The organism is Photobacterium sp. GB-210 (genome assembly GCF_003026075.1).
Lineage (GTDB): Bacteria > Pseudomonadota > Gammaproteobacteria > Enterobacterales > Vibrionaceae > Photobacterium.
The window spans coordinates 115,368-134,575 of record NZ_PYNU01000008.1; the positions used below are offsets into that span (position 1 = coordinate 115,368).

16 protein-coding genes, 1 rRNA gene, 1 other RNA gene and 1 pseudogene are annotated in these 19,208 nt (G+C 41.0%); 12 read left to right on the plus strand and 7 right to left on the minus strand.

Annotated features, from left to right (window positions below; genetic code table 11):
- Together C9J38_RS22030 and C9J38_RS12055 are read left to right on the plus strand one after the other, a co-directional pair.
- Complete coding sequence (locus tag C9J38_RS22030) at nt 1-2,226, plus strand: McrB family protein (protein ID WP_233218502.1); 2,226 nt, start codon at nt 1-3, stop codon at nt 2,224-2,226.
- A gap of 85 nt (nt 2,227-2,311) precedes the next feature.
- Complete coding sequence (locus tag C9J38_RS12055) at nt 2,312-4,858, plus strand: restriction endonuclease-like protein (protein WP_107207314.1); 2,547 nt, start codon at nt 2,312-2,314, stop codon at nt 4,856-4,858.
- A 147-nt stretch (nt 4,859-5,005) separates the two neighbouring features.
- Here the strand turns inward: C9J38_RS12055 and C9J38_RS22035 are convergent.
- The 3 genes and pseudogenes from C9J38_RS22035 to smpB form a co-directional block, all read right to left on the minus strand.
- Nucleotides 5,006-5,454: pseudogene (locus C9J38_RS22035) on the minus strand (integrase); the annotation flags it as partial.
- Between the two features lie 288 nt (nt 5,455-5,742).
- Nucleotides 5,743-6,112, minus strand: a transfer-messenger RNA (tmRNA) gene (ssrA, locus tag C9J38_RS12065).
- 112 nt (nt 6,113-6,224) lie between these two features.
- Nucleotides 6,225-6,701, minus strand: a complete 477-nt coding sequence (gene smpB, locus C9J38_RS12070) for an SsrA-binding protein SmpB (protein WP_105059562.1) — start codon at nt 6,699-6,701, stop codon at nt 6,225-6,227.
- 208 nt (nt 6,702-6,909) lie between these two features.
- Here smpB and C9J38_RS12075 point away from each other — a divergent pair, with 208 nt between their 5' ends.
- A complete protein-coding gene (locus C9J38_RS12075; protein ID WP_107207315.1) occupies nt 6,910-7,344 on the plus strand; it encodes an SRPBCC family protein in 435 nt (144 codons plus the stop codon).
- Complete coding sequence (locus C9J38_RS12080; protein ID WP_107207316.1) at nt 7,334-7,648, plus strand: RnfH family protein; 315 nt, start codon at nt 7,334-7,336, stop codon at nt 7,646-7,648. The genes C9J38_RS12075 and C9J38_RS12080 overlap by 11 nt, the downstream gene beginning before the upstream one ends.
- Nucleotides 7,649-7,721: 73 nt before the next feature.
- On the opposite strand, the gene bamE is transcribed toward C9J38_RS12080, so the two are convergent.
- The 3 genes from bamE to nadK all read right to left on the minus strand — a co-directional run bounded on the left by bamE (nt 7,722) and on the right by nadK (nt 10,992).
- A complete protein-coding gene (bamE, locus tag C9J38_RS12085; RefSeq protein ID WP_105059564.1) occupies nt 7,722-8,081 on the minus strand; it encodes an outer membrane protein assembly factor BamE in 360 nt (119 codons plus the stop codon).
- A gap of 170 nt (nt 8,082-8,251) precedes the next feature.
- A complete protein-coding gene (recN, locus tag C9J38_RS12090) occupies nt 8,252-9,919 on the minus strand; it encodes a DNA repair protein RecN (protein ID WP_107207317.1) in 1,668 nt (555 codons plus the stop codon).
- Nucleotides 9,920-10,110: 191 nt separating this feature from the next.
- On the minus strand, nt 10,111-10,992 hold the full coding sequence (nadK, locus tag C9J38_RS12095) for an NAD(+) kinase (protein WP_107207318.1): 882 nt from the start codon (nt 10,990-10,992) through the stop codon (nt 10,111-10,113).
- Nucleotides 10,993-11,185: 193 nt separating this feature from the next.
- Here nadK and grpE point away from each other — a divergent pair, with 193 nt between their 5' ends.
- The 3 genes from grpE to dnaJ all read left to right on the plus strand — a co-directional run bounded on the left by grpE (nt 11,186) and on the right by dnaJ (nt 15,173).
- Nucleotides 11,186-11,800: a nucleotide exchange factor GrpE gene (gene grpE, locus C9J38_RS12100; RefSeq protein WP_107207319.1), complete on the plus strand. Its 615-nt coding sequence runs from the start codon at nt 11,186-11,188 to the stop codon at nt 11,798-11,800.
- Nucleotides 11,801-12,015: 215 nt separating this feature from the next.
- Nucleotides 12,016-13,929: a molecular chaperone DnaK gene (dnaK, locus tag C9J38_RS12105; RefSeq protein WP_105059567.1), complete on the plus strand. Its 1,914-nt coding sequence runs from the start codon at nt 12,016-12,018 to the stop codon at nt 13,927-13,929.
- A 101-nt stretch (nt 13,930-14,030) separates the two neighbouring features.
- Entirely contained in the window at nt 14,031-15,173 is a 1,143-nt protein-coding gene (dnaJ, locus tag C9J38_RS12110; RefSeq protein ID WP_107207320.1) for a molecular chaperone DnaJ, read from the plus strand.
- 47 nt (nt 15,174-15,220) lie between these two features.
- On the opposite strand, the gene C9J38_RS12115 is transcribed toward dnaJ, so the two are convergent.
- A complete protein-coding gene (locus tag C9J38_RS12115) occupies nt 15,221-15,622 on the minus strand; it encodes a type IV pilin protein (protein WP_105059568.1) in 402 nt (133 codons plus the stop codon).
- A gap of 132 nt (nt 15,623-15,754) precedes the next feature.
- On the opposite strand from C9J38_RS12115, the gene C9J38_RS12120 reads away from it, so the two are divergent.
- From C9J38_RS12120 to C9J38_RS12140, 5 genes are all read left to right on the plus strand, one after another.
- Nucleotides 15,755-16,342 carry a GspH/FimT family pseudopilin gene (locus C9J38_RS12120; RefSeq protein ID WP_107207321.1) on the plus strand — a complete coding sequence of 196 codons (588 nt, stop codon included), beginning with the start codon at nt 15,755-15,757 and terminating at the stop codon, nt 16,340-16,342.
- Complete coding sequence (locus tag C9J38_RS12125) at nt 16,323-16,961, plus strand: PilW family protein (RefSeq protein WP_107207322.1); 639 nt, start codon at nt 16,323-16,325, stop codon at nt 16,959-16,961. The genes C9J38_RS12120 and C9J38_RS12125 overlap by 20 nt, the downstream gene beginning before the upstream one ends.
- On the plus strand, nt 16,958-18,295 hold the full coding sequence (locus C9J38_RS12130; RefSeq protein WP_107207323.1) for a hypothetical protein: 1,338 nt from the start codon (nt 16,958-16,960) through the stop codon (nt 18,293-18,295). Before C9J38_RS12125 ends, C9J38_RS12130 begins: the two co-directional genes overlap by 4 nt.
- Entirely contained in the window at nt 18,285-18,734 is a 450-nt protein-coding gene (locus C9J38_RS12135; protein ID WP_105059572.1) for a prepilin-type N-terminal cleavage/methylation domain-containing protein, read from the plus strand. Before C9J38_RS12130 ends, C9J38_RS12135 begins: the two co-directional genes overlap by 11 nt.
- 354 nt (nt 18,735-19,088) lie before the next feature.
- A 16S ribosomal RNA gene (locus tag C9J38_RS12140) occupies nt 19,089-19,208 on the plus strand; the annotation flags it as partial.

Below are 19,208 nucleotides of genomic sequence, written 5' to 3' on the forward strand. Positions count from 1 at the left end.
ATGACATACTTGTCTTTAGATAAAATCCGAGAAGCAAGAACCTATGTTGAACAAAACATAAAAAAGCCCGATACCTTTATGGGATTAGTGTTGTTTTTGATATGTGTTGTAGAAAGAAAGAGAAATGGTTCTTATCTAAAGTCAGATATGAAACGTTTTTCAGAGCTTGCAGATAATGCTTTCTACCTATCTGATGCTCAGTCGTCATACTCAGATAAGTACTGGTTTGCATTGCTCACAAATGATTGGGTCGATCAAGTCAAATATTACTTTCTCAAAGGAAATAAAGTTTCTGCAAATAAAGTTATGCAGTCACTTTTTTGGCTAGACAGCTTTGCCGAGCTTGAATCAAAAGCTAGTTTAATTTCAAGCGATATTTTCGAATTACTATTCATAGCAGATCTGGATGAATCAGATTTCAATCAAACCAGTCACGTAACAAAAGCTGATTTGTTATTAAGTTTTGGCGGAACTCCAGAAGCATTAACCATCAAATTTGATGGTTCTTTTGTAAAGAAAAAAGCAGGAGATTTAAGTGGTGCACCTTTTGGGCAGACACTGTATGCAGCTACGGAAATAAAAAAGATAATATCAATTTTTGATTTTGACTTTATAGAGAAATTCGATTTGTCCTCTACGGATGGAAGTCCAAAAGTTAATGTTGATTTGGTTGTTAAATCGATTAAAGAAAAATTTAAGTCATGGATGCTAAGTAAAGGTTTGTCTGAAAAAACCGCATCATCTTATTCAGGTTCAGGTATCACTTATTGTGACAGGTTCATAAGTAATATCTCCGCCAATGTACTTAGTTTGTATCAATTAGACTCTGAACAAGTATTAAAGGCGTTAAGTGAACTTGAGCAAGTAGCTGAATGGTTGCAAGCCGATAAAAGTGGTAATTCTATGTATAGTGCTGCTTGTAAAAAACTAGCTGAGTTCTTGGCTGAAGAGCATTCCAATCAATATACGAGCTTATCCAAACCCTTCCTTCTCTTAGCTGGCATCTCTGGTACAGGTAAAACCCGTTTTGTGCGTGAACAAGCCAAAACCTCGGGGAAGTTTGCTGAAACCTATTGTTTAACCTCGGTGCGCCCCGACTGGCATGAGCCGAGTGATTTGATGGGGTATATCTCCCGTTTAAACGGCGCTGCTGAATACATCACCACTGATGTATTGCAGTTTATCGCCAAAGCGTGGCGTGCAATTGCTGATAGTGGCTTAACCGTTGAAGTGCAAGTAAACGAAGACCAAGGCGAGCGTCTAGTGGTAACAGGTGAACGTGATGCACTTGAGCAAGTATTGCCTTACTGGTTGTGTTTGGATGAAATGAACCTTGCCCCCGTTGAGCAGTACTTTGCCGATTATTTGTCGGTGCTTGAAACCCGCGAATGGCGTTGGACAGGTGACAGCTTTACCTACAGCAGTGATGCCTTATTAAAACCCGCCACCATTAAAGAAGTTGCGGATAAAGAAAAGCTGCGTGAAGCACTAGGCTTTGATGGTGTGCAATACGATGAGCTGTGGGCACATATTTGCCAATATGGTTTAGGTATTCCGTTTAACCTGCTGGTCGCGGGCACGGTGAATATGGATGAAACCACCCACGGCTTTTCACGCAAAGTGATTGACCGAGCGCTGAGCTTTGATTTTGGTGCGTTTTTCCCTAACGACTATAACGACTTTTTCACTCCAACCAGCAGCAATAAACGCCTAAGCTATCCTATTTGGTCAAACGCCAGCAAAACAGATTTAGCCAATACCTTTGATGCTGATGGTACAAAAACTGTTGCGTTTTTATCTGCCGTTAATGCTGTACTAAAAAATACGCCATTTGAATTAGCGTTTCGTGCTTTAAATGAACTTCTTCTTGCTGTGGCCAGCAGCCAACCACAAGATGAGCTGACCCTAAAAGCCGTATGGGACGACTTTATGATGTGTAAGGTTCTGCCGCGTATAGAAGGCGATACCGACAAACTGACTACATCAAATCGCAAGGATTTGCTGGAAGAACTTAGCACTGTGCTGGCAGACCAGTTAGCCCCCATTTGGTTCGCGTCTGAAACAGACGAAGCAAACCAACGCCCTGACTTGTATCGCGAGAAAGCGATAGAGGGGGATGATGTAGATGAGCAAAAAGTGCTACGTATACCTTGCCGTTCAAAAGCGAAATTACAATGGATGAGCGCTCGATTAGCCAGTGCCACCTTCACCAGTTTCTGGCCTTAATGAGTCGGTGCTGTTTTATGCCTTTTGCAATGAATGTAACTCATAATCAAAACCAGCATAGCTATGGCGTAAGGAGTGGTAAGGAATGCCAGAGTTAATACGATTACAGACCCCTGACTTTGAGTTTTCGGTTTGGGCGAATGATATTAGCCAGCGGTTGAGCGTGTACCAGAATACAATGGCGCACAGGGCGAGCACTAATGATGTACAACCTAGCTACGAATTGCGCTTTGCGCCTGAACTGAGCAGTGTCATTGAACCGCAAGGGCTAGTTGCAGACGGTATAGATACAAGTGCGTTAGATGATAGTGGCCTTGTTGCCAATGGCTTAGCGAAACACGCTGAGTTGACATTAAATTCTCCGCTGTTTTTTGAGAATACTCAGTACCAGTTTGAATGGGTCTTTTTTAGTGAAGTCACTAATGCGCGGTTAACCCATCGCAGCCAAAGCGTGAATGAGGCGTTTCGTTTTGCTCCCGAAGTAAAAACCGCAAGGGGCGTGGTGCCCGCACGTTTAACCGGCACCATCAATACCAGCAATGATGTAGGTTGGTTGCGCTTGCCACTCACTTTTGAGCTGAATGGCAAAACACAGACTCAGCACATAGCCTTTGAAGTGCTGCCAACCAAAATGGCACTGCACCAAGACTTGCCCGCTATGTATCAAACCATCGACAAAGTTTACCCTCTTTGGCGCTTTAGTTTGGTAGAAAAAACGGAACAAGACGCAGCGACTAGCCAGCATCGTGGGCATTTTCCACTGATGTGGTTGGCTAATTTTGCCGCGTTAAAGGAGCGTTTTGAGCAAGGCTTAAAAGTAATTTGTGCTGCACCGCATAGCCGTTTGCAACCGACGGTTACCAATATCAAAGCGGCCAAATTAAAAGCCCGTTTGCCTCATAAGTTAGCGGAGCAAGTCAAGCAAGACTTTGCTAATGGCCAGTACGATAAACGCTATGCAGTCGAAAAAAAGCAACTGAGTGTGGATACCCCAGAAAACCGCTTTATCAAAATGGCGGTGAGTAAAAGCAAGCGGCAATTAGCGGAGTTTGAACAAAAGCTTAGGAAAAGTAACCAAGCACCAGAACGGCAACGGTTGTCGGATTCATTTTTAAATGAACTACATAGTTGGCAACAACCGCTGCAAAAAGTGTTAGGTCAAAGTTTTTTAAAAGAGGTTGGTGCATACACAGGGTTAAGCCGCGAGTCGTTAGTGCTTCAGCAAAAAACCGGTTACAGCGCGGTGTATCGCGTTTGGCAGGAGCTGAAATTTTATTTAGATGTGTTTGGTAATCAGTCGAGCATTTCAATGAAATCAGTGGCTGAGATTTACGAAGTGTGGTGCTTTTTGTGTTTGAAACAGATTTTAGAGCAGGACCTTGGCTTTGAATTGGTGAAAAACAGTGCGACGAAGCTCGCCCCAAATGACTTTTTTGAGTACCAACTTAAAGATGGCTTTGCCGGTGCCTTTCGCTTTAAGCGCAGTGATGGCGTGACCGCTAGGCTGGCACACGAGCCTAAATTTACCCAAAAGGGCAAATCAATACGCTCGTATTTGGTTAACCAAGAGCCGGATATTGTGTTGGAAGTGACATTGCCTAAAAGCGCCCATTTAACAAAAGCAGACTCGGGCTCATCAGAAGAAAAGCAGTTTATTTGGCTGTTTGATGCCAAGTACCGTATTAAGACCGATAAAAACCGCTTTGATGACAGCAATGAAAATATTGAAAGTACGGATTACGTACCGGACGATGCCATCAACCAAATGCATCGTTATCGTGATGCTCTGATCCGTTTATCAGAGCCGCGCTTATCTGAGTTTTCATCCAGTTCAATCACAGGTCAGCCTATCAAGAAAAGTCGCCCTGTTTTTGGTGCGTTTGCTTTATACCCAGGCTTTTTTGATCAAGCCACAAAACCCAACCCCTACGCAGCCGCAATAGAAGAGGTGGGTATTGGTGCGTTTGCACTCTTGCCTAGCCAGACTGAGAGCGGGTATTCCGGTCACCAGTGGTTGCTAGAGTTCTTGCAAGCCCAAATTGGCACAGCACCGAATGCACAAACAGGGAAAGACAATGAGGTGATGTACCCTGTGCCTGGCATGGCGGAAAGGCTTTACGTACAAGAAGCAGCACGCATACCTTATTACGGCATGCGCCAAGTGCTGTACCCTGATTTGACGATGACCGTGGCATTGAGTGGGCAACGTGGCCGTGATAATGGCTACTTTGAAAAATTTGAGCAAGGTACAGCGCAGTGGTATCACCTTCCTCAAAGTACGTTTTTGCAGAAATTTAAGCAGCATATTGCCGAGGAAATTCGTTATTTAGCGTTGGCGTCTACTTCAGACACTCAAAGTTCAACCAAGCAAATTGACAAACTTTGGCCGGTTAAACGAGTCACAGTGTTACCACGCTACACCATTACCGAAGAGCAAGCGGGTAAGAAGTCAGGTTCTGCTGATTTGTATTATTTATTTGAACTCGGAAAACCGCTAACGCTGCAAACGCCAGTGACCAACGTGCCACATCGCCCAATGAAAAACTCGATGAAACTAACCACGTTAACTCGCCTAGAGAGCGTCACTAAGTTTGCTGAGGTCGAAAAAGTCTACGAAGAGGCAATGGTGTGAGCTAGTTTTATCAATTATGCAGAAGGTAAAGTGAGTGACTGGTTCGGCCTGAGCACCATAGACACTTTTTATGATAAAAATGCAATCAAACGATAATGAGTTAAACCACGGTAAAGGGAAGTCGTTACAGCGACGAATTTAGTAAATAATGAGTTCAGGTAATTCGCTTGGCTTGAGGGAAGCCATGTTTTCTTTCTTAGGCTTTTTGAATGCAGCTTTGATACCTGTTAGTGGGTTTGCCGCAAAATCCATTATCTCATTTAAACGCTGTGCTAATCGTTTTACTGTTTCGAGACTGCCTTTTGCTTCAATCGGCGTATTCGACGATAGGCTAGGGAAGATGTGTCGCTCAAGTGAACGCCGTATATCAACAGCATAGTTAGGTGTAATGCCACCTTGTTTAATCTCAAACCATTCTTTAGCGATATTAAGTAAAGTGTATTGATGAATGATTTTGTGTTCTTGTTGTTTCCGTTTTTTATCTTCTTGAGGGGCGATACCTTACGGGCGATAGCAAATGAGAGATCGGAGTATTTACCTAGACTTAGGTTGGTAAGACGTTTCTTTATAGGATGAGTGTAGTTGAGTAACCACAGTTTAGAGCCGTTTGTTTAAACTCTAAAACGAAGTCCATCACCATTAGAGAGCGTATATTATATCTCTTTTGGTTTAGCGGCTTTGATTTCCTTATCTGTTAGCCTTGCTGTTGTTCTTGCCATAATGGGTACACCAAATTACTACGTTAAATTTAGTGTACCTTTCAGTGTACCTATAAATCACAGATGCGACTGGACATCTTAGGAAGCCATAGATACAAGAAAGCCCACTAAAACAATGTCTTAGTGGGCTCTCTGGACGTCCTTGGACGTCTTCGTATACGAATTTGGTGGAGCTGGCGGGATTTGAACCCGCGTCCAAAATCAGTCTAACAGATGGCGCTACATGTTTAGTCAATCTTTATTCTCGTATCCACACTGCGAATTGACACGCTATGCTAATACATACCAGAATTCTATTTCGCGGTTCATCTCTCTAGTCAAAGAATCCCTCGCTATCTCGTTTGGGTTTGAACCCCTGTTATTCCCCGTCTTACAAGCGGAAGCTAGGGCAGGAGCGCTCTTAGCAGGGTATTAAGCTGCTAGTGCGTAGTTTTCGTCGTTTGCGACTATTTTTTTGCGGCTGTTTAACGAGGCAAACCGCACCTCGACATGCTCCACAAGCCTTCGTGATCCTGTCGAATCCTGAATCAGCCCCAGATGCGTTTGATGTTAGCAGAATAATTAACTAGGTCAACAGGTATATTATAATTCAATGACCAAGTGATTGATTACTATTCAAATGCTAACATCATGTTGTACTAAGTAACTTAACGGTTATTACCCTTCAAGATTCTTGCTTTGTCGCGCTGCCAATCTTTCGCTTTACTATCAGCACGTTTGTCATGCAATTTCTTACCACGAGCAGTACCAATTTTGATTTTTACAAAAGAGGTGCTCCAGTACATGTTTAGGGCAACGATAGTATCACCTTCACGGTTTACTGAATCCGCTAACTTTCGAAGTTCGCGGCGGTTAAGCAATAGCTTACGTACGCGTGTTGGATCGGCAACCACGTGGGTCGATGCTGCATTTAATGGAGAAATGGTTAAGCCAGAAATAAAGGCTTCACCGTTACGTAAGAAAACATAACTTTCTGTCATGTTTACTTTACCGTCACGGATAGCTTTTACTTCCCATCCTTGTAGAACCATACCGGCTTCGTATTCATCACCGATGGCAAATTCGAATCGAGCGCTTTTATTTTTGGCAATCGTATTGCTACTTTTTTTTGGTTTTTTAGCCATGTTGACCTCATCGAGTCATTGTTGCTGTCCCAGAACAAAATCTAATATAGGTGATTTTTCTGGTCGAATAAGCTATTGAAGTTACCATATTTAAAGCTTGTAACAATAGCTATTTTGGCAGATCGCTGAGTAATGGTATTATAGTGCCGTCTCTTTAAGCGCAATGGCTTTGAGCCTAAAGAGCTGTCTGTTCGATGAAGGAGAAACTATGCCGCAGATTAGTCGCTCTGCACTAGTTCCGTTTAGTGCCCAGCAAATGTTTGAACTTGTAAATGATGTAGAATCTTATCCAGCTTTCTTACCCGGGTGTGCTGGCAGTAAAGTTATTGAAAGTTCGACAAGTCATATGATGGCATCGGTTGATGTTGCGAAGGCGGGTATTCGAAAAACATTTGTTACGCATAATAAATTGGTCGATTTTAATCAAATTAATATGCAGTTAGTCGATGGCCCTTTCCGTAAGTTAGTGGGTGGGTGGACGTTTACAGAATTAGATTCAACGGCATGTAAAATTGAGCTTAACCTTGAATTTGAATTTACTAGCAGTTTGATAGATGCGGCTTTTGGTAAAATTTTCCGCGATCTAACCGGTAGTATGGTACAGGCCTTTACTCAGCGAGCAAAAGAAGTTTATGCATTCTGATCAACCATTAATCCATGTTGAGGTTGTTTACGCATTACCCAATATGCAGCGCGTGTTAAAACTAGCAGTTGTTGCTGATACGCCCATTCAAGAAATAATCGAACAATCTGGCATTTTAGCCATGTATCCTGATATTGACTTAAAGAAGAATAAAATTGGGATTTATAGCCGAAATGTGAAGCTAGATAGTACAGCAAGGGAAGGGGATAGAATTGAAATTTATCGCCCATTAGTTGCAGATCCCCGTGAGATCCGCCGTAAGCGCGCAGAGCAGGCTAAATTAGAAGCGGATAAAAACAAATAAACCTTAATATAGCCATTTTTTAGATATAAAAAAGCTCGCATCAGCGAGCTTTTTTGTTATGCGTATAACAAGGCTATTGATTCATAGGATCCATGAAGTTAGCACCTTGTTTGAAATCTCCTTTCATACTAACAAGCTGGGCTTGTGGGTTGAAAGTTAAAATCAGATTCTTCTGGATCGGCTTATCATGGCCGTTCTTTTCATAGAAGATATAGTTCCATCTGTCTGGGTAACTTGGGTCTACCAACATAGGTGTGCCCAGAACATATTGAACTTGTGCTTTTGTCATACCGACACGAAGCATATCAACGCTTTTTTGTTCTACGTAGTTGCCTTGGTCTATATCAATACGATAGACCAAACGTTCAGCGATTGAACAGCCACTAAGTAAGCCCAACGCTAGGGTTAGGGCTGCAATGTTTTTCCAAGTCATAGCATCCTGGCTTTTTAGCTTTAACTGCTGCGATGATAAACAAGGTCTATGCAGAAGTAAAAAGCGGTAAAGAAAAAAAGTAAATAATTTTGATATTCGACTATTACTTCTCGTAATAGTTGCATCTGTGTCTTAGTTTATTTCATAACCGCAAAATAAGCGAAACTTAATCAAGCTGCAATGAGTAACTCTTTTGCATTGGCTAATGTTCGTTCTGTAATTTCGCTGCCACCAAGCAGGCGCGCTAATTCAGCAATACGATCTTCTTCTGTTAGTGGGCGCATATTCGTTTCTGTCTGTCCTTCCGCTGTTTTTTTCGCCACAAACATGTGTTGATGCCCACAACCTGCAACTTGCGGTAAGTGTGTGACACACATGACTTGGGTTGATTCACCTAAGGTTCTTAGCATTTTTCCGACAATCGCAGCGGTTGGTCCACTGATACCCACATCGACTTCATCGAAAATTAGACTTGGTGTTTCTACTTTTTGCGCTGTGATCACTTGAATTGCAAGTGATATACGTGAAAGCTCACCCCCTGATGCGACTTTACCTAGCGGCTGTAAAGGCTGACCTGGGTTGGTTGAAACTAAAAAGCTAATACTGTCATAACCAATAGGGCTTAGCATACGTTCAGGATCGCTGGTGATATTAATCGAGAACTCACCGTGTTCCATGCTAAGCGTATGCATACTTTCAGAGATCTTTTGATCTAGCTCTTTCGCATAACGTTGGCGACTTTTGCTTAGCTTTTCGGCAGCCAGAAGGCACTTTTGGCGTAATGCTTCTACGTTTTCTGCCATTTCTTCTAAACGTTCATCACTACAATCAAGGTTATCTAACTCTTTAAGTAGATCTTGATGCTTTTGGTATAATTCGTTTGGCATCACGTAGTGTTTACGCGCCATCGACATGATTTTAGCTAAGCGCTCTTCTAAATAGATCAAGCGATGTGGATCCATATCCAAATTATCAAGATAGCTGCGGAGTTCTTGGCTTGCTTCTTGTACTTGAATAATGGCCTCTTCAAGCATTTGTGGGATCACATTTAGGTTATTGTCATATTCACCTAAATTGCACACTTGTTGAGATGCCATTTGAAGCAGTTGCAGCGCGTTACCATCGTCATTGTCATAAAGCATTGATAATGCCGTTTGGCTTGCAACCGCTAATTCACCACTATTTGATAAGCGTTTGTGCTCTTCTTCTATCTCGTTGAATTCTTCTTCACCGAGTGCGAGCTCATCTAATTCTTTTACTTGATACTGTAATAGTTGTTTTTGTGCTTCGTTTTCTTCGCGGCTTTGGGTTAAGCGTTTTAATTCATTATGCGCTTGACGCCAGCGTTGATACGTTTTACGGGTTTTATCAAGTAACGAATGGTGGCCTGCATATTGATCTAGCATGTGCTGCTGATATTCAGGACGCATTAATTGCTGGTGGGCATGTTGTCCGTGAATGTTGATCAGCAATTGCCCTAATGCTTTTTGCTGTGAAGCAGGGACTGGGCTGCCATTAATAAAGCCACGAGAGCGACCTTCTTTGGTGATCACACGACGTAAGATACATTCTTCGCCATCCATTAAATCGTTATCTTCTAGCCAACGTCGAGCGGCTTGGTTATTGGCCAGTAAAAAAGCGGCAGATATTTCTGCTTTATCTTCATTAGGACGAACCATAGTTGCTTCTGCACGATCACCAAGGCATAAGCCAAGTGCATCGATCGCGATGGATTTACCTGCCCCCGTTTCACCTGTAATGGTGGTCATACCGGGTTTAAGTTCAAATTGAAGCGTTTTAACAATGGCAAAGTTAGAGATAGTCATGTGTGCCAGCATGTGTTCACCTGTTTAAATCAACACCTGTTTTTACATACAGTATATACTGTATCTATAACCAGTAAAGTGTTGGGTGAAAAAATATGCTGAAAAATTTGATTTAGGTTAAGTTTATGAAATGCAGATAGAAATAAAGCCAGTGCGAGGCTGGCTTTATGAAAGTTTTTATTCTACTGAAGGATAATTCAGGATCAGAAAAGACGGCTTGACCAACCTAGCTTTCCTCTTAGCACGTTGTAGTAGCTGTAATCTTTGGGGTGGATCAGTTGTAACCTGTCTTTACTTTGGTAAATGTGGATTTCATCACCAGGGCTAACAGGTAAAGAGACTTGCCCATCACAGCTGACTTCAAGCGTACTACCATTGTTAGGTGAAACCAGCAGCTTAATACAGCGATCGCCATCAACCACTAAGGGGCGGCAAGAAAGCGTATGTGGGAACATTGGCACCAGGGCTATCGCATTTAAACTCGGTGACAAGATTGGACCACCGCCTGATAATGAATAAGCCGTCGAGCCTGTTGGTGTCGCAATAATCAACCCATCAGAACGCTGTGAGAAAGCAAAGCAATCATCAATGTAGACTTCAAATTCGATCATATGAGCGATTTTATCTGGGTGAAGTACGGCTTCATTTAATGCGGCATTTCGACTTTTAACTTGTCCATGACGATGCACTTCTGCTTCAAGCAAGAAGCGATCTTCTTTTATAAATTCGCCTTTGAGTACTCGACTAAGCGGTTCTTCAAAGTCATCTGGGTCAAGATCGGTAAGAAAACCAAGGTTACCGCGGTTCACACCAATGACGGAAATATCAAAACGAGAGAGAACACGTGCTGCGCCCAGCATATTACCGTCACCACCAACAACAATGGCAAGATCGGCTTTTTCACCTAAGGTGAGCAAATCACAAAAACACTGTTCAGGGATCTCAAGATCATCTGATAGACGATGATCGAGTAACACGGTGTAGTTTTGTGCCACTAACCATTGATATAGGCTCATGTGAGTCTGTAATGCATCAGGGTTACGTGGTTTACCTATTAACGCAATGGTGTCAAAAATTCGCGTCATCTCTTTGTTCCAACATCTAATAGTGAGGGCAGTATAGCCTTAGAAAAAATAACTTGTCGCTGTTTGTTATCAATATTGGGTTGAATCATTGAACTTCATCCCCATAATATGCCCAAGACTGTTGAAAAGTAGTGGCGTAGAATAGCCTACTGCTGATTATACATACCCAATTATCTTGGCGGAGAACCAACGCATGACTAACAAAAACCACAATGTACAGGATGAGCAGCTAAATGATGCAGTTGACGCTGTTGAAGTAGAAGCTGTAGAGGGTGAGTTTGTTGAATCAGAACAAGAACTATACGAATCTCGCATTGCTGAGCTAGAAGCGGCGTTACTGTCAAGTGAAGCACAAGCTAATGAAGCGAAAGATGCAGCATTACGTGCACGCGCAGAAGGCGAAAATATTCGTCGTCGTTCAGAGCAAGAAATTGATAAAGCACGTAAGTACGCATTAAACAAATTTGCAGAAGAATTATTACCTGTTATTGATAACCTTGAGCGTGCACTTGAGATGGCAGACAAGACTGATGAATCATCAAAAGCGATGATGGAAGGTGTTGAGCTAACGCTTAAAACAATGACAGATACCGTTGCTAAATTTGGTTTAACGCAAATTAACCCACAAGGTGAAGCGTTTAACCCTGAATTCCACCAAGCGATGGCTATTCAAGAAAGCACTGATTTTGCACCAAATACTGTAATGATGGTGATGCAAAAAGGTTATGAGCTAAATGGCCGTGTGATCCGTCCTGCAATGGTGATGGTATCTAAAGCTGCGGCAGGTAACGTAAATACTCAAGCGTAATAACTGTTATCTTTTAGCGTATAAAAGCCCACTTCGGTGGGTTTTTTTATTTTTTTTGAAAATATTTTTGTTTTACCCTTGAAAAGCATTCTGGCGGCCTTATTTAGTAGTCATAAGACATTAAACATATTTGTCACGGGTAAAGCCCGAACCGCTAACCTTAGAATCCGTTCTAGGTGTAGCAAATAAATATAACGAATTTCGGAGATAGTCTGATGGGTAAAATCATTGGTATTGACTTAGGTACTACAAACTCTTGTGTAGCAGTACTTGACGGCGACAAACCACGTGTAATCGAAAACGCAGAAGGCGAGCGTACAACAGCATCAGTTGTTGCCTACACTCAAGATGGTGAAACGCTAGTTGGTCAACCAGCAAAACGTCAGGCAGTAACAAACCCTGAAAACACACTATTCGCAATCAAGCGTCTAATCGGTCGTCGTTTTGAAGACGAAGAAGTTCAGCGCGATATCGAAATCATGCCTTACAAAATTGTTAAGGCTGACAACGGTGATGCATGGGTAGAAGCAAAAGGCCAAAAAATGGCTGCTCCTCAAGTATCTGCTGAAATTCTTAAGAAAATGAAGAAAACAGCTGAAGATTACCTTGGCGAACCAGTTACTGGCGCAGTAATCACAGTTCCTGCTTACTTCAACGATGCACAGCGTCAAGCAACAAAAGATGCTGGCCGTATTGCAGGTTTAGATGTTAAACGTATCATTAACGAACCAACAGCTGCTGCACTAGCTTACGGCTTAGACAAGCAAGGTGGTGATCGCACTATCGCTGTTTACGACCTTGGTGGTGGTACATTTGATATTTCAATCATCGAGATCGATGAAGTTGAAGGTGAGAAAACATTTGAAGTTCTAGCAACTAACGGTGATACACACCTAGGTGGTGAAGACTTCGATACTCGTCTAATCAACTACTTAGTAGAAGAATTCAAGAAAGATCAAGGCATCGACCTTAAGAACGATCCTCTTGCGATGCAGCGTCTAAAAGAAGCAGCAGAAAAAGCGAAAATCGAACTATCATCTGCACAACAAACTGATGTAAACCTACCTTACATTACAGCAGATGCAACTGGTCCTAAGCACATGAACATCAAAGTGACTCGTGCAAAACTAGAATCTCTAGTTGAAGACCTAGTTCAACGTTCTCTAGACCCACTAAAAGTTGCGCTAGCTGATGCTGACCTAACTGTTGGTGACATCACTGATGTTATCCTAGTTGGTGGTCAAACTCGTATGCCTATGGTTCAAGCTAAAGTAACTGAGTTCTTTGGTAAAGAGCCACGTAAAGACGTTAACCCTGATGAAGCGGTTGCTGTAGGTGCTGCTGTTCAAGGTGGTGTACTTGCTGGTGATGTTAAAGACGTTCTACTTCTAGACGTTACTCCACTATCTCTTGGTATTGAAACCATGGGTGGCGTGATGACTAAGCTTATCGAGAAGAACACAACTATCCCAACAAAAGCGAACCAAGTGTTCTCTACTGCTGAAGATAACCAAAGCGCGGTAACTATCCACGTAATTCAAGGTGAGCGTAAGCAAGCAAGCTTCAACAAGTCTCTAGGTCAATTCAACCTAGAAGGTATTCAGCCTGCACCTCGTGGTATGCCACAAATCGAAGTAACATTCGACCTTGATGCTGATGGTATCCTAAACGTATCTGCAAAAGATAAGACTACGGGTAAAGAGCAGAAGATCACTATCCAAGCGTCTGGTGGTCTAAGCGATGCTGATATCGAGAAAATGGTTCAAGAAGCTGAAGCTAACAAAGAAAACGACAAAAAGTTTGAAGAGTTAGTAACTGCTCGTAACCAAGCTGACCAGCTAATTCACGGTACTCGTAAGCAAATCGAAGAAGCGGGTGACGCACTTCCTGCTGATGAGAAAGCAAAAATCGAAGCTGCTGTTGCTGAACTAGAAGAAGCACGTAAAGGCGAAGATAAAGAAGCAATTGATGCGAAAGTTCAAGCTGTAGTTGCTGCTTCTCAAAAGCTAATGGAAATCGCTCAACAGAAAGCACAAGCTCAACAAGCTGATGGCGCTGGTGAGCAACAAGCTAAGCAAGACGACGATGTTGTTGATGCTGAGTTTGAAGAAGTTAAAGACAACAAATAAGAACGTTATTAATATCTATTAATTAACATCTTATTTAAATTACGGGCGTTTGAGGTTACTCTAACGCCCGTAACTATATCTAGCCAGGTGACAATCAAGTTATGTCTAAACGTGATTTATATGAAGTGCTAGGCGTAGCCCGTGACGCAGGTGAGCGTGACATTAAAAAGGCTTATAAGCGCTTAGCAATGAAGTTCCACCCCGACCGTAACCAGGGTGACGACGAGTCAGCAGAGAAATTCAAAGAAGTTAAATATGCTTATGAAATTCTAACTGATGGCCAAAAACGCGCAGCTTACGATCAGTACGGCCATGCAGCCTTTGAACAAGGTGGAATGGGCGGCGGTGGCGGCGGCTTCGGCGGCGGTGCAGACTTTAGCGACATCTTTGGTGATGTGTTCGGCGATATCTTTGGTGGTGGCGGTGGTCGTCGTCAACAACGCGCACAGCGTGGCTCAGATCTTCGTTACAACATGGAACTGACGTTAGAAGAAGCTGTTCGCGGTTGTTCAAAAGAAATCCGTGTACCTACCTTAGTAGGTTGTGACTCTTGTGATGGTTCTGGTGCAAAAAAAGGTTCATCAGCAACAACATGTGGTACTTGTCACGGTGCTGGCCAAGTACAAATGCGTCAAGGTTTCTTTGCGGTTCAACAAACTTGTCCACACTGTCATGGTCGTGGTCAAATTATCAAAGATCCATGTAATAAGTGTCATGGCGAAGGCCGTGTAGAAGAAACCAAAACGTTATCCGTTAAAATTCCTGCAGGTGTTGATACTGGCGACCGTATTCGTCTTACTGGCGAAGGGGAAGCGGGTGAATTTGGCGCTCCAGCAGGTGACTTGTACGTACAAGTACATGTAAAAGAACACAACATTTTCCAACGTGATGGCAATAACCTACATTGTGAAGTACCTGTAAGCTTTACAATGGCGGCATTAGGTGGGGAAGTTGAAGTTCCAACCCTTGATGGCCGTGTCAGCTTGAAAGTACCCGCTGAAATGCAAACTGGTCGTATGTTCCGTATGCGTGGTAAAGGTGTTGATTCTGTTCGTGGCGGTATGACGGGCGATCTTATTTGTAAGTTAGTGGTGGAAACGCCTGTTAACTTAAGCTCACGCCAAAAAGAATTGCTTCAAGAACTTGAAGAAACGTTTGGTGGTAAAGCTGCAAGTAAGCACAAACCAAAATCAGAAGGTTTCTTCAAAGGTGTGAAGAAGTTTTTTGATGATTTAACTCACTAAAAGTAGTTAAACAGTGAATTTTAAAAGCCGACGTGATGTCGGCTTTTTTATTTCCAGCAATCAGCTTGATCTGTAGTAGTAGATGTTTCGCCATTACTTTTTAATATTAGATTTGAGCATATATCTGCAGATTGCAAACTAGTTTTTGACGCAGTTAAACTGTAGTTAGTTGATGTGCTTGTAATCGTATAATTATAACGCTCACCAGAATTATCACACTGGCTGCAGATACTTGCAGATAATGATCCTGATGAAGGATACGCAATACCTTTCGTTTTATTTTCTTCAATATTGAGTTGAATCATTACTAAGTCAGCCATTGCTTTATTGCGATGGCTCTTTAGAACATGGCTTTGATAAGAAGGGTAGGCGATAGCTGTTACTATACCTATGATCGCCACTACAATTAACATTTCGATCAGAGTCACGCCTTTTTGTGTAGTCATCATCCTTAATCTCTTTATTTTACGAGTTCCCTCGATATCTGATTTTTATCTTGTCCTTGCTATTTTGCGTTGATGTTAATCTATGAATCAAGGTGTTCTTAAGGATCAAGGACAGCATTAAAAAGGATTTGAGGAATGGCTCGCGAAAAGGATTCTTATTTACATAGTATACATTGTAGTGAATTTCGATTTAATGGCTTTACTCTGTTAGAACTGATGATCACTCTTAGTATATTATCAATCCTATTAATGACTGCTGCACCTTCATTCACGCAATTATTAGAAAAAAATAAAGTTAAAAATATTAGCGCTGATATAGAGGGTTTTTTATTACAAGCAAAATCCGAATCTGTAATGAGAAATGAGCCTCTCAAAGTTAAATATATTAGAGATTCAGGAGATATAACTGAATATCATAATGATGGACAGTGGGTATTAGCATTACTACCAGCCTCTTCAGTTGCATCAACAATATCAAATGCAAAATCTGATGCTATTCAAATTATTTTAGGTAACAAATATAAAGGTATAAATTTTAAAGTATCTATGTCTTCCTATTTAACGATGGACTCGTCTAGAGGAACGCCAAATACTACTGGACAGTTTTATTTCTACATAACTGATAGCTCTAAAGAAGTACAAGTTATTTTAAATAGATTGACAGGTAGAATTCGAAGCTGTTCTGTTACTAGCGGAGGTGCTTATGAATTTAAACCATGCTAATAAATATAAACAACAAGGTATTTCTCTAATAGAGCTAATTGTTGCATCATCAATTAGTTTAATCGCTATTGCTACTGTTGGGAGTATATATATAGCTGGGAATAAGATGGCTGTAGCGAGAACATCTCAGTTACTGATTAAACAAGATGTAAATGACACATTAAAGCATATTGCAACTGAAATACGTAGAGCGGGATATACCACTACGCTTGATGAGCCTGTAACGCTATCAGGTTCATCTTCAACGATCGACTCATCTGCTACTAATATTGGTTTTGTATATGAAGATGAAAATGGGAAATGGCGAGGAATAAAGTTCCAACAAAAAAACACATCAGCTGGAACTAAAACAATACAAATATGCCAAAAAATATCTTCCTCTTCTGCACTCTCAACTATGACAGATTTTACATTTAGTAATTTATGTAGTGGTGCAGAAGTAGCATCATTGATTGATTATAAAAATATCAACATTAATAATTTTAATGTGTCGACTTCTGTTATATCTACCGCTCAATCAACAGCAATGAAAGTGGATGTTTTTTTAGATGCAACCTTGATTGGTACAACATATACGCATGCAGGGAAAGTTTCTGTTGTATTAAGGAATATACAATGATTACAAAGCAGCATGGAATGGTGAGTTTATCTATTGTTAGTGTTTTATTAATAGCATCTTTGCTATTTTCATTAGCTTCATCAAAACAAGTTTATTATCAAATCAAGCGTGCTCAAAATACTATATTAGAACGTCAAGCATTCTGGAATGCTGAAGGTGGTTTAGAGTGTGCTTTTACTGAATTAAAGCAAAAAAATATAAAACCTACGGAATCAGCATTTAGTCATGTATGTAATGATTTGGCACCTTCGCCTGCATTAATGATTAACTCTTATCCAGCTGTGGGTGAGCATACTGAATATCAATTGATAAGTCGTTATAGCTCTGATGGATCAATACAAGAGATTAATAAAAGTATTGGTTATGGAGGTGGTGGTGTTCTTAGTACTATTGAAACAAGCGCTTCTATTGAATTAACAGGCTCTCAGCACTTTGTTCCAAATAAAACAGAGGATAAAGCTTCTGATGGAAAATATAAGTGTAAGTCTGTTGTATCTGGTGGCACGGTAAATTACGTCGCATCAATATCAGGGACTGACGAACACTTTTTCACAGTCGATTCAACAACTAGCGCACATGGAGGTGGAGGATTAGGGGCTCCTTCTTTTGAATGTAATAGTGCCTATCTTTCTAATTTATTCGATCCTGCTAAACCGCCAAGTGCTTTTTCAATTACTCCTGTTAAAGGAGGGGATATTTTAGAGAATGAGACAGTTGATGTTTTTAAGGCGCTATTTAACAAAGATATATCAGAACATGCCTCGGTTAGGGAAGATATAAAAAACGATACTGTCGGTATTGTTATCGGTGATAATGCTTTAGATAAAACATCAGGAGGCTGGATTAAAAATTGTCATACGAAGGTTGATAATGCTTATAAAAACGGAAAAAGACGTATTTGGATTGATGGTAACTGTGCATTAACAGGAGCTATTTTTGGAACAGCTATTGAATCAAATAATGATGAAGCAGTTCAGTTGATTGTATTTAATGGTGTTTTATTTACAAAGGCAGTTACTTATTTTAATGGAATTCTCTATCAGTACGTGAGTACTTCATTAGATGTACTTACAGCTTGGGAAAATTTATTTAATGAAAGTACCGATATAGGTGTGCTTCCAGGTAGTTTTTTACAAAGTCATCTGACAGCCGATTATGATCAGATGCCCTTTTTAGCTGAAGGTTCCGTATATATTGATGGTGGCGTTGGAATTGATGCGATAGGAAGGACAATAAAGATTAATGGCTCAATTATTCCTTCTTATAATAAAGGAAAAGTTACAAAACATAGCACCCAGTTAAAATGGGAAAAGGGATCTTGGCATGATTTCTAATCAAAAAGGATTTAGCCTTCTAGAAAGTTTAATTGCTCTTGTTGTACTTTCAGTCGGTGTTCTAGGGCTTGTGAAATTACAAATATATATAGATAGAAAGGCTGATTTTGCATTGAACTCTTTGGAGGCATTACAACTTGCAGAGGATAAGCTTGAGTTTTTTAGAGCAAGAGCAAATATCAGTGGTGGTACAAATACCTTATATTTTGATGACCCTGTTTTAGCTGATGGAAGTTATCCGATAGAAAACATTGTTGTCTCTGGCTCTTCATATACATTTAAGAGAAGTTGGGAGATAGAGGATAAAATGAAACCGGCAGGATCAACAAATGCTGATGCAAAAGTTATTGCTGTCGACGTCCAATGGGTTGATCGATGGGGTAACACTTCTAATGTAGCGTTAAAAACATTATTTTCTCGTTACAGTGAGTTTGATTAACCTGCCTAAATTTTTGTCAATAAATACTTTTAAAAGTCGTTTTGAATAAAAAATATTCAAACGATTTTTTTTTATCAAAAAAATATTGTCAGCAAAGAAAATACTCCTATAATGCGACCTCACTGACACGGAGCAAGCCACTGGCTAGCAACCAAATCAGTATTGTTCTTTAACAATTTGACCATGCAATCTGTGTGGGCACTCGTTGAAAAGTTAAGTCGAAAGATTTATCAATGATACTAGTGACCAATTGATACGTAAGTATCAGCACAGTCAATTCATTCATCATTTTATGATGAATTAACAGTATTCATTGAGCCGGTCGCCTTTTTACAAGAGCGGCCACAAAAACTTTAATTGAAGAGTTTGATCATGGCTCAGATTGAACGCTGGCGGCAGGCCTAACACATGCAAGTCGAGCGGTAACAGATTGATAGCTTGCTATCAATGCTGACGAGCGGCGGACGGGTGAGT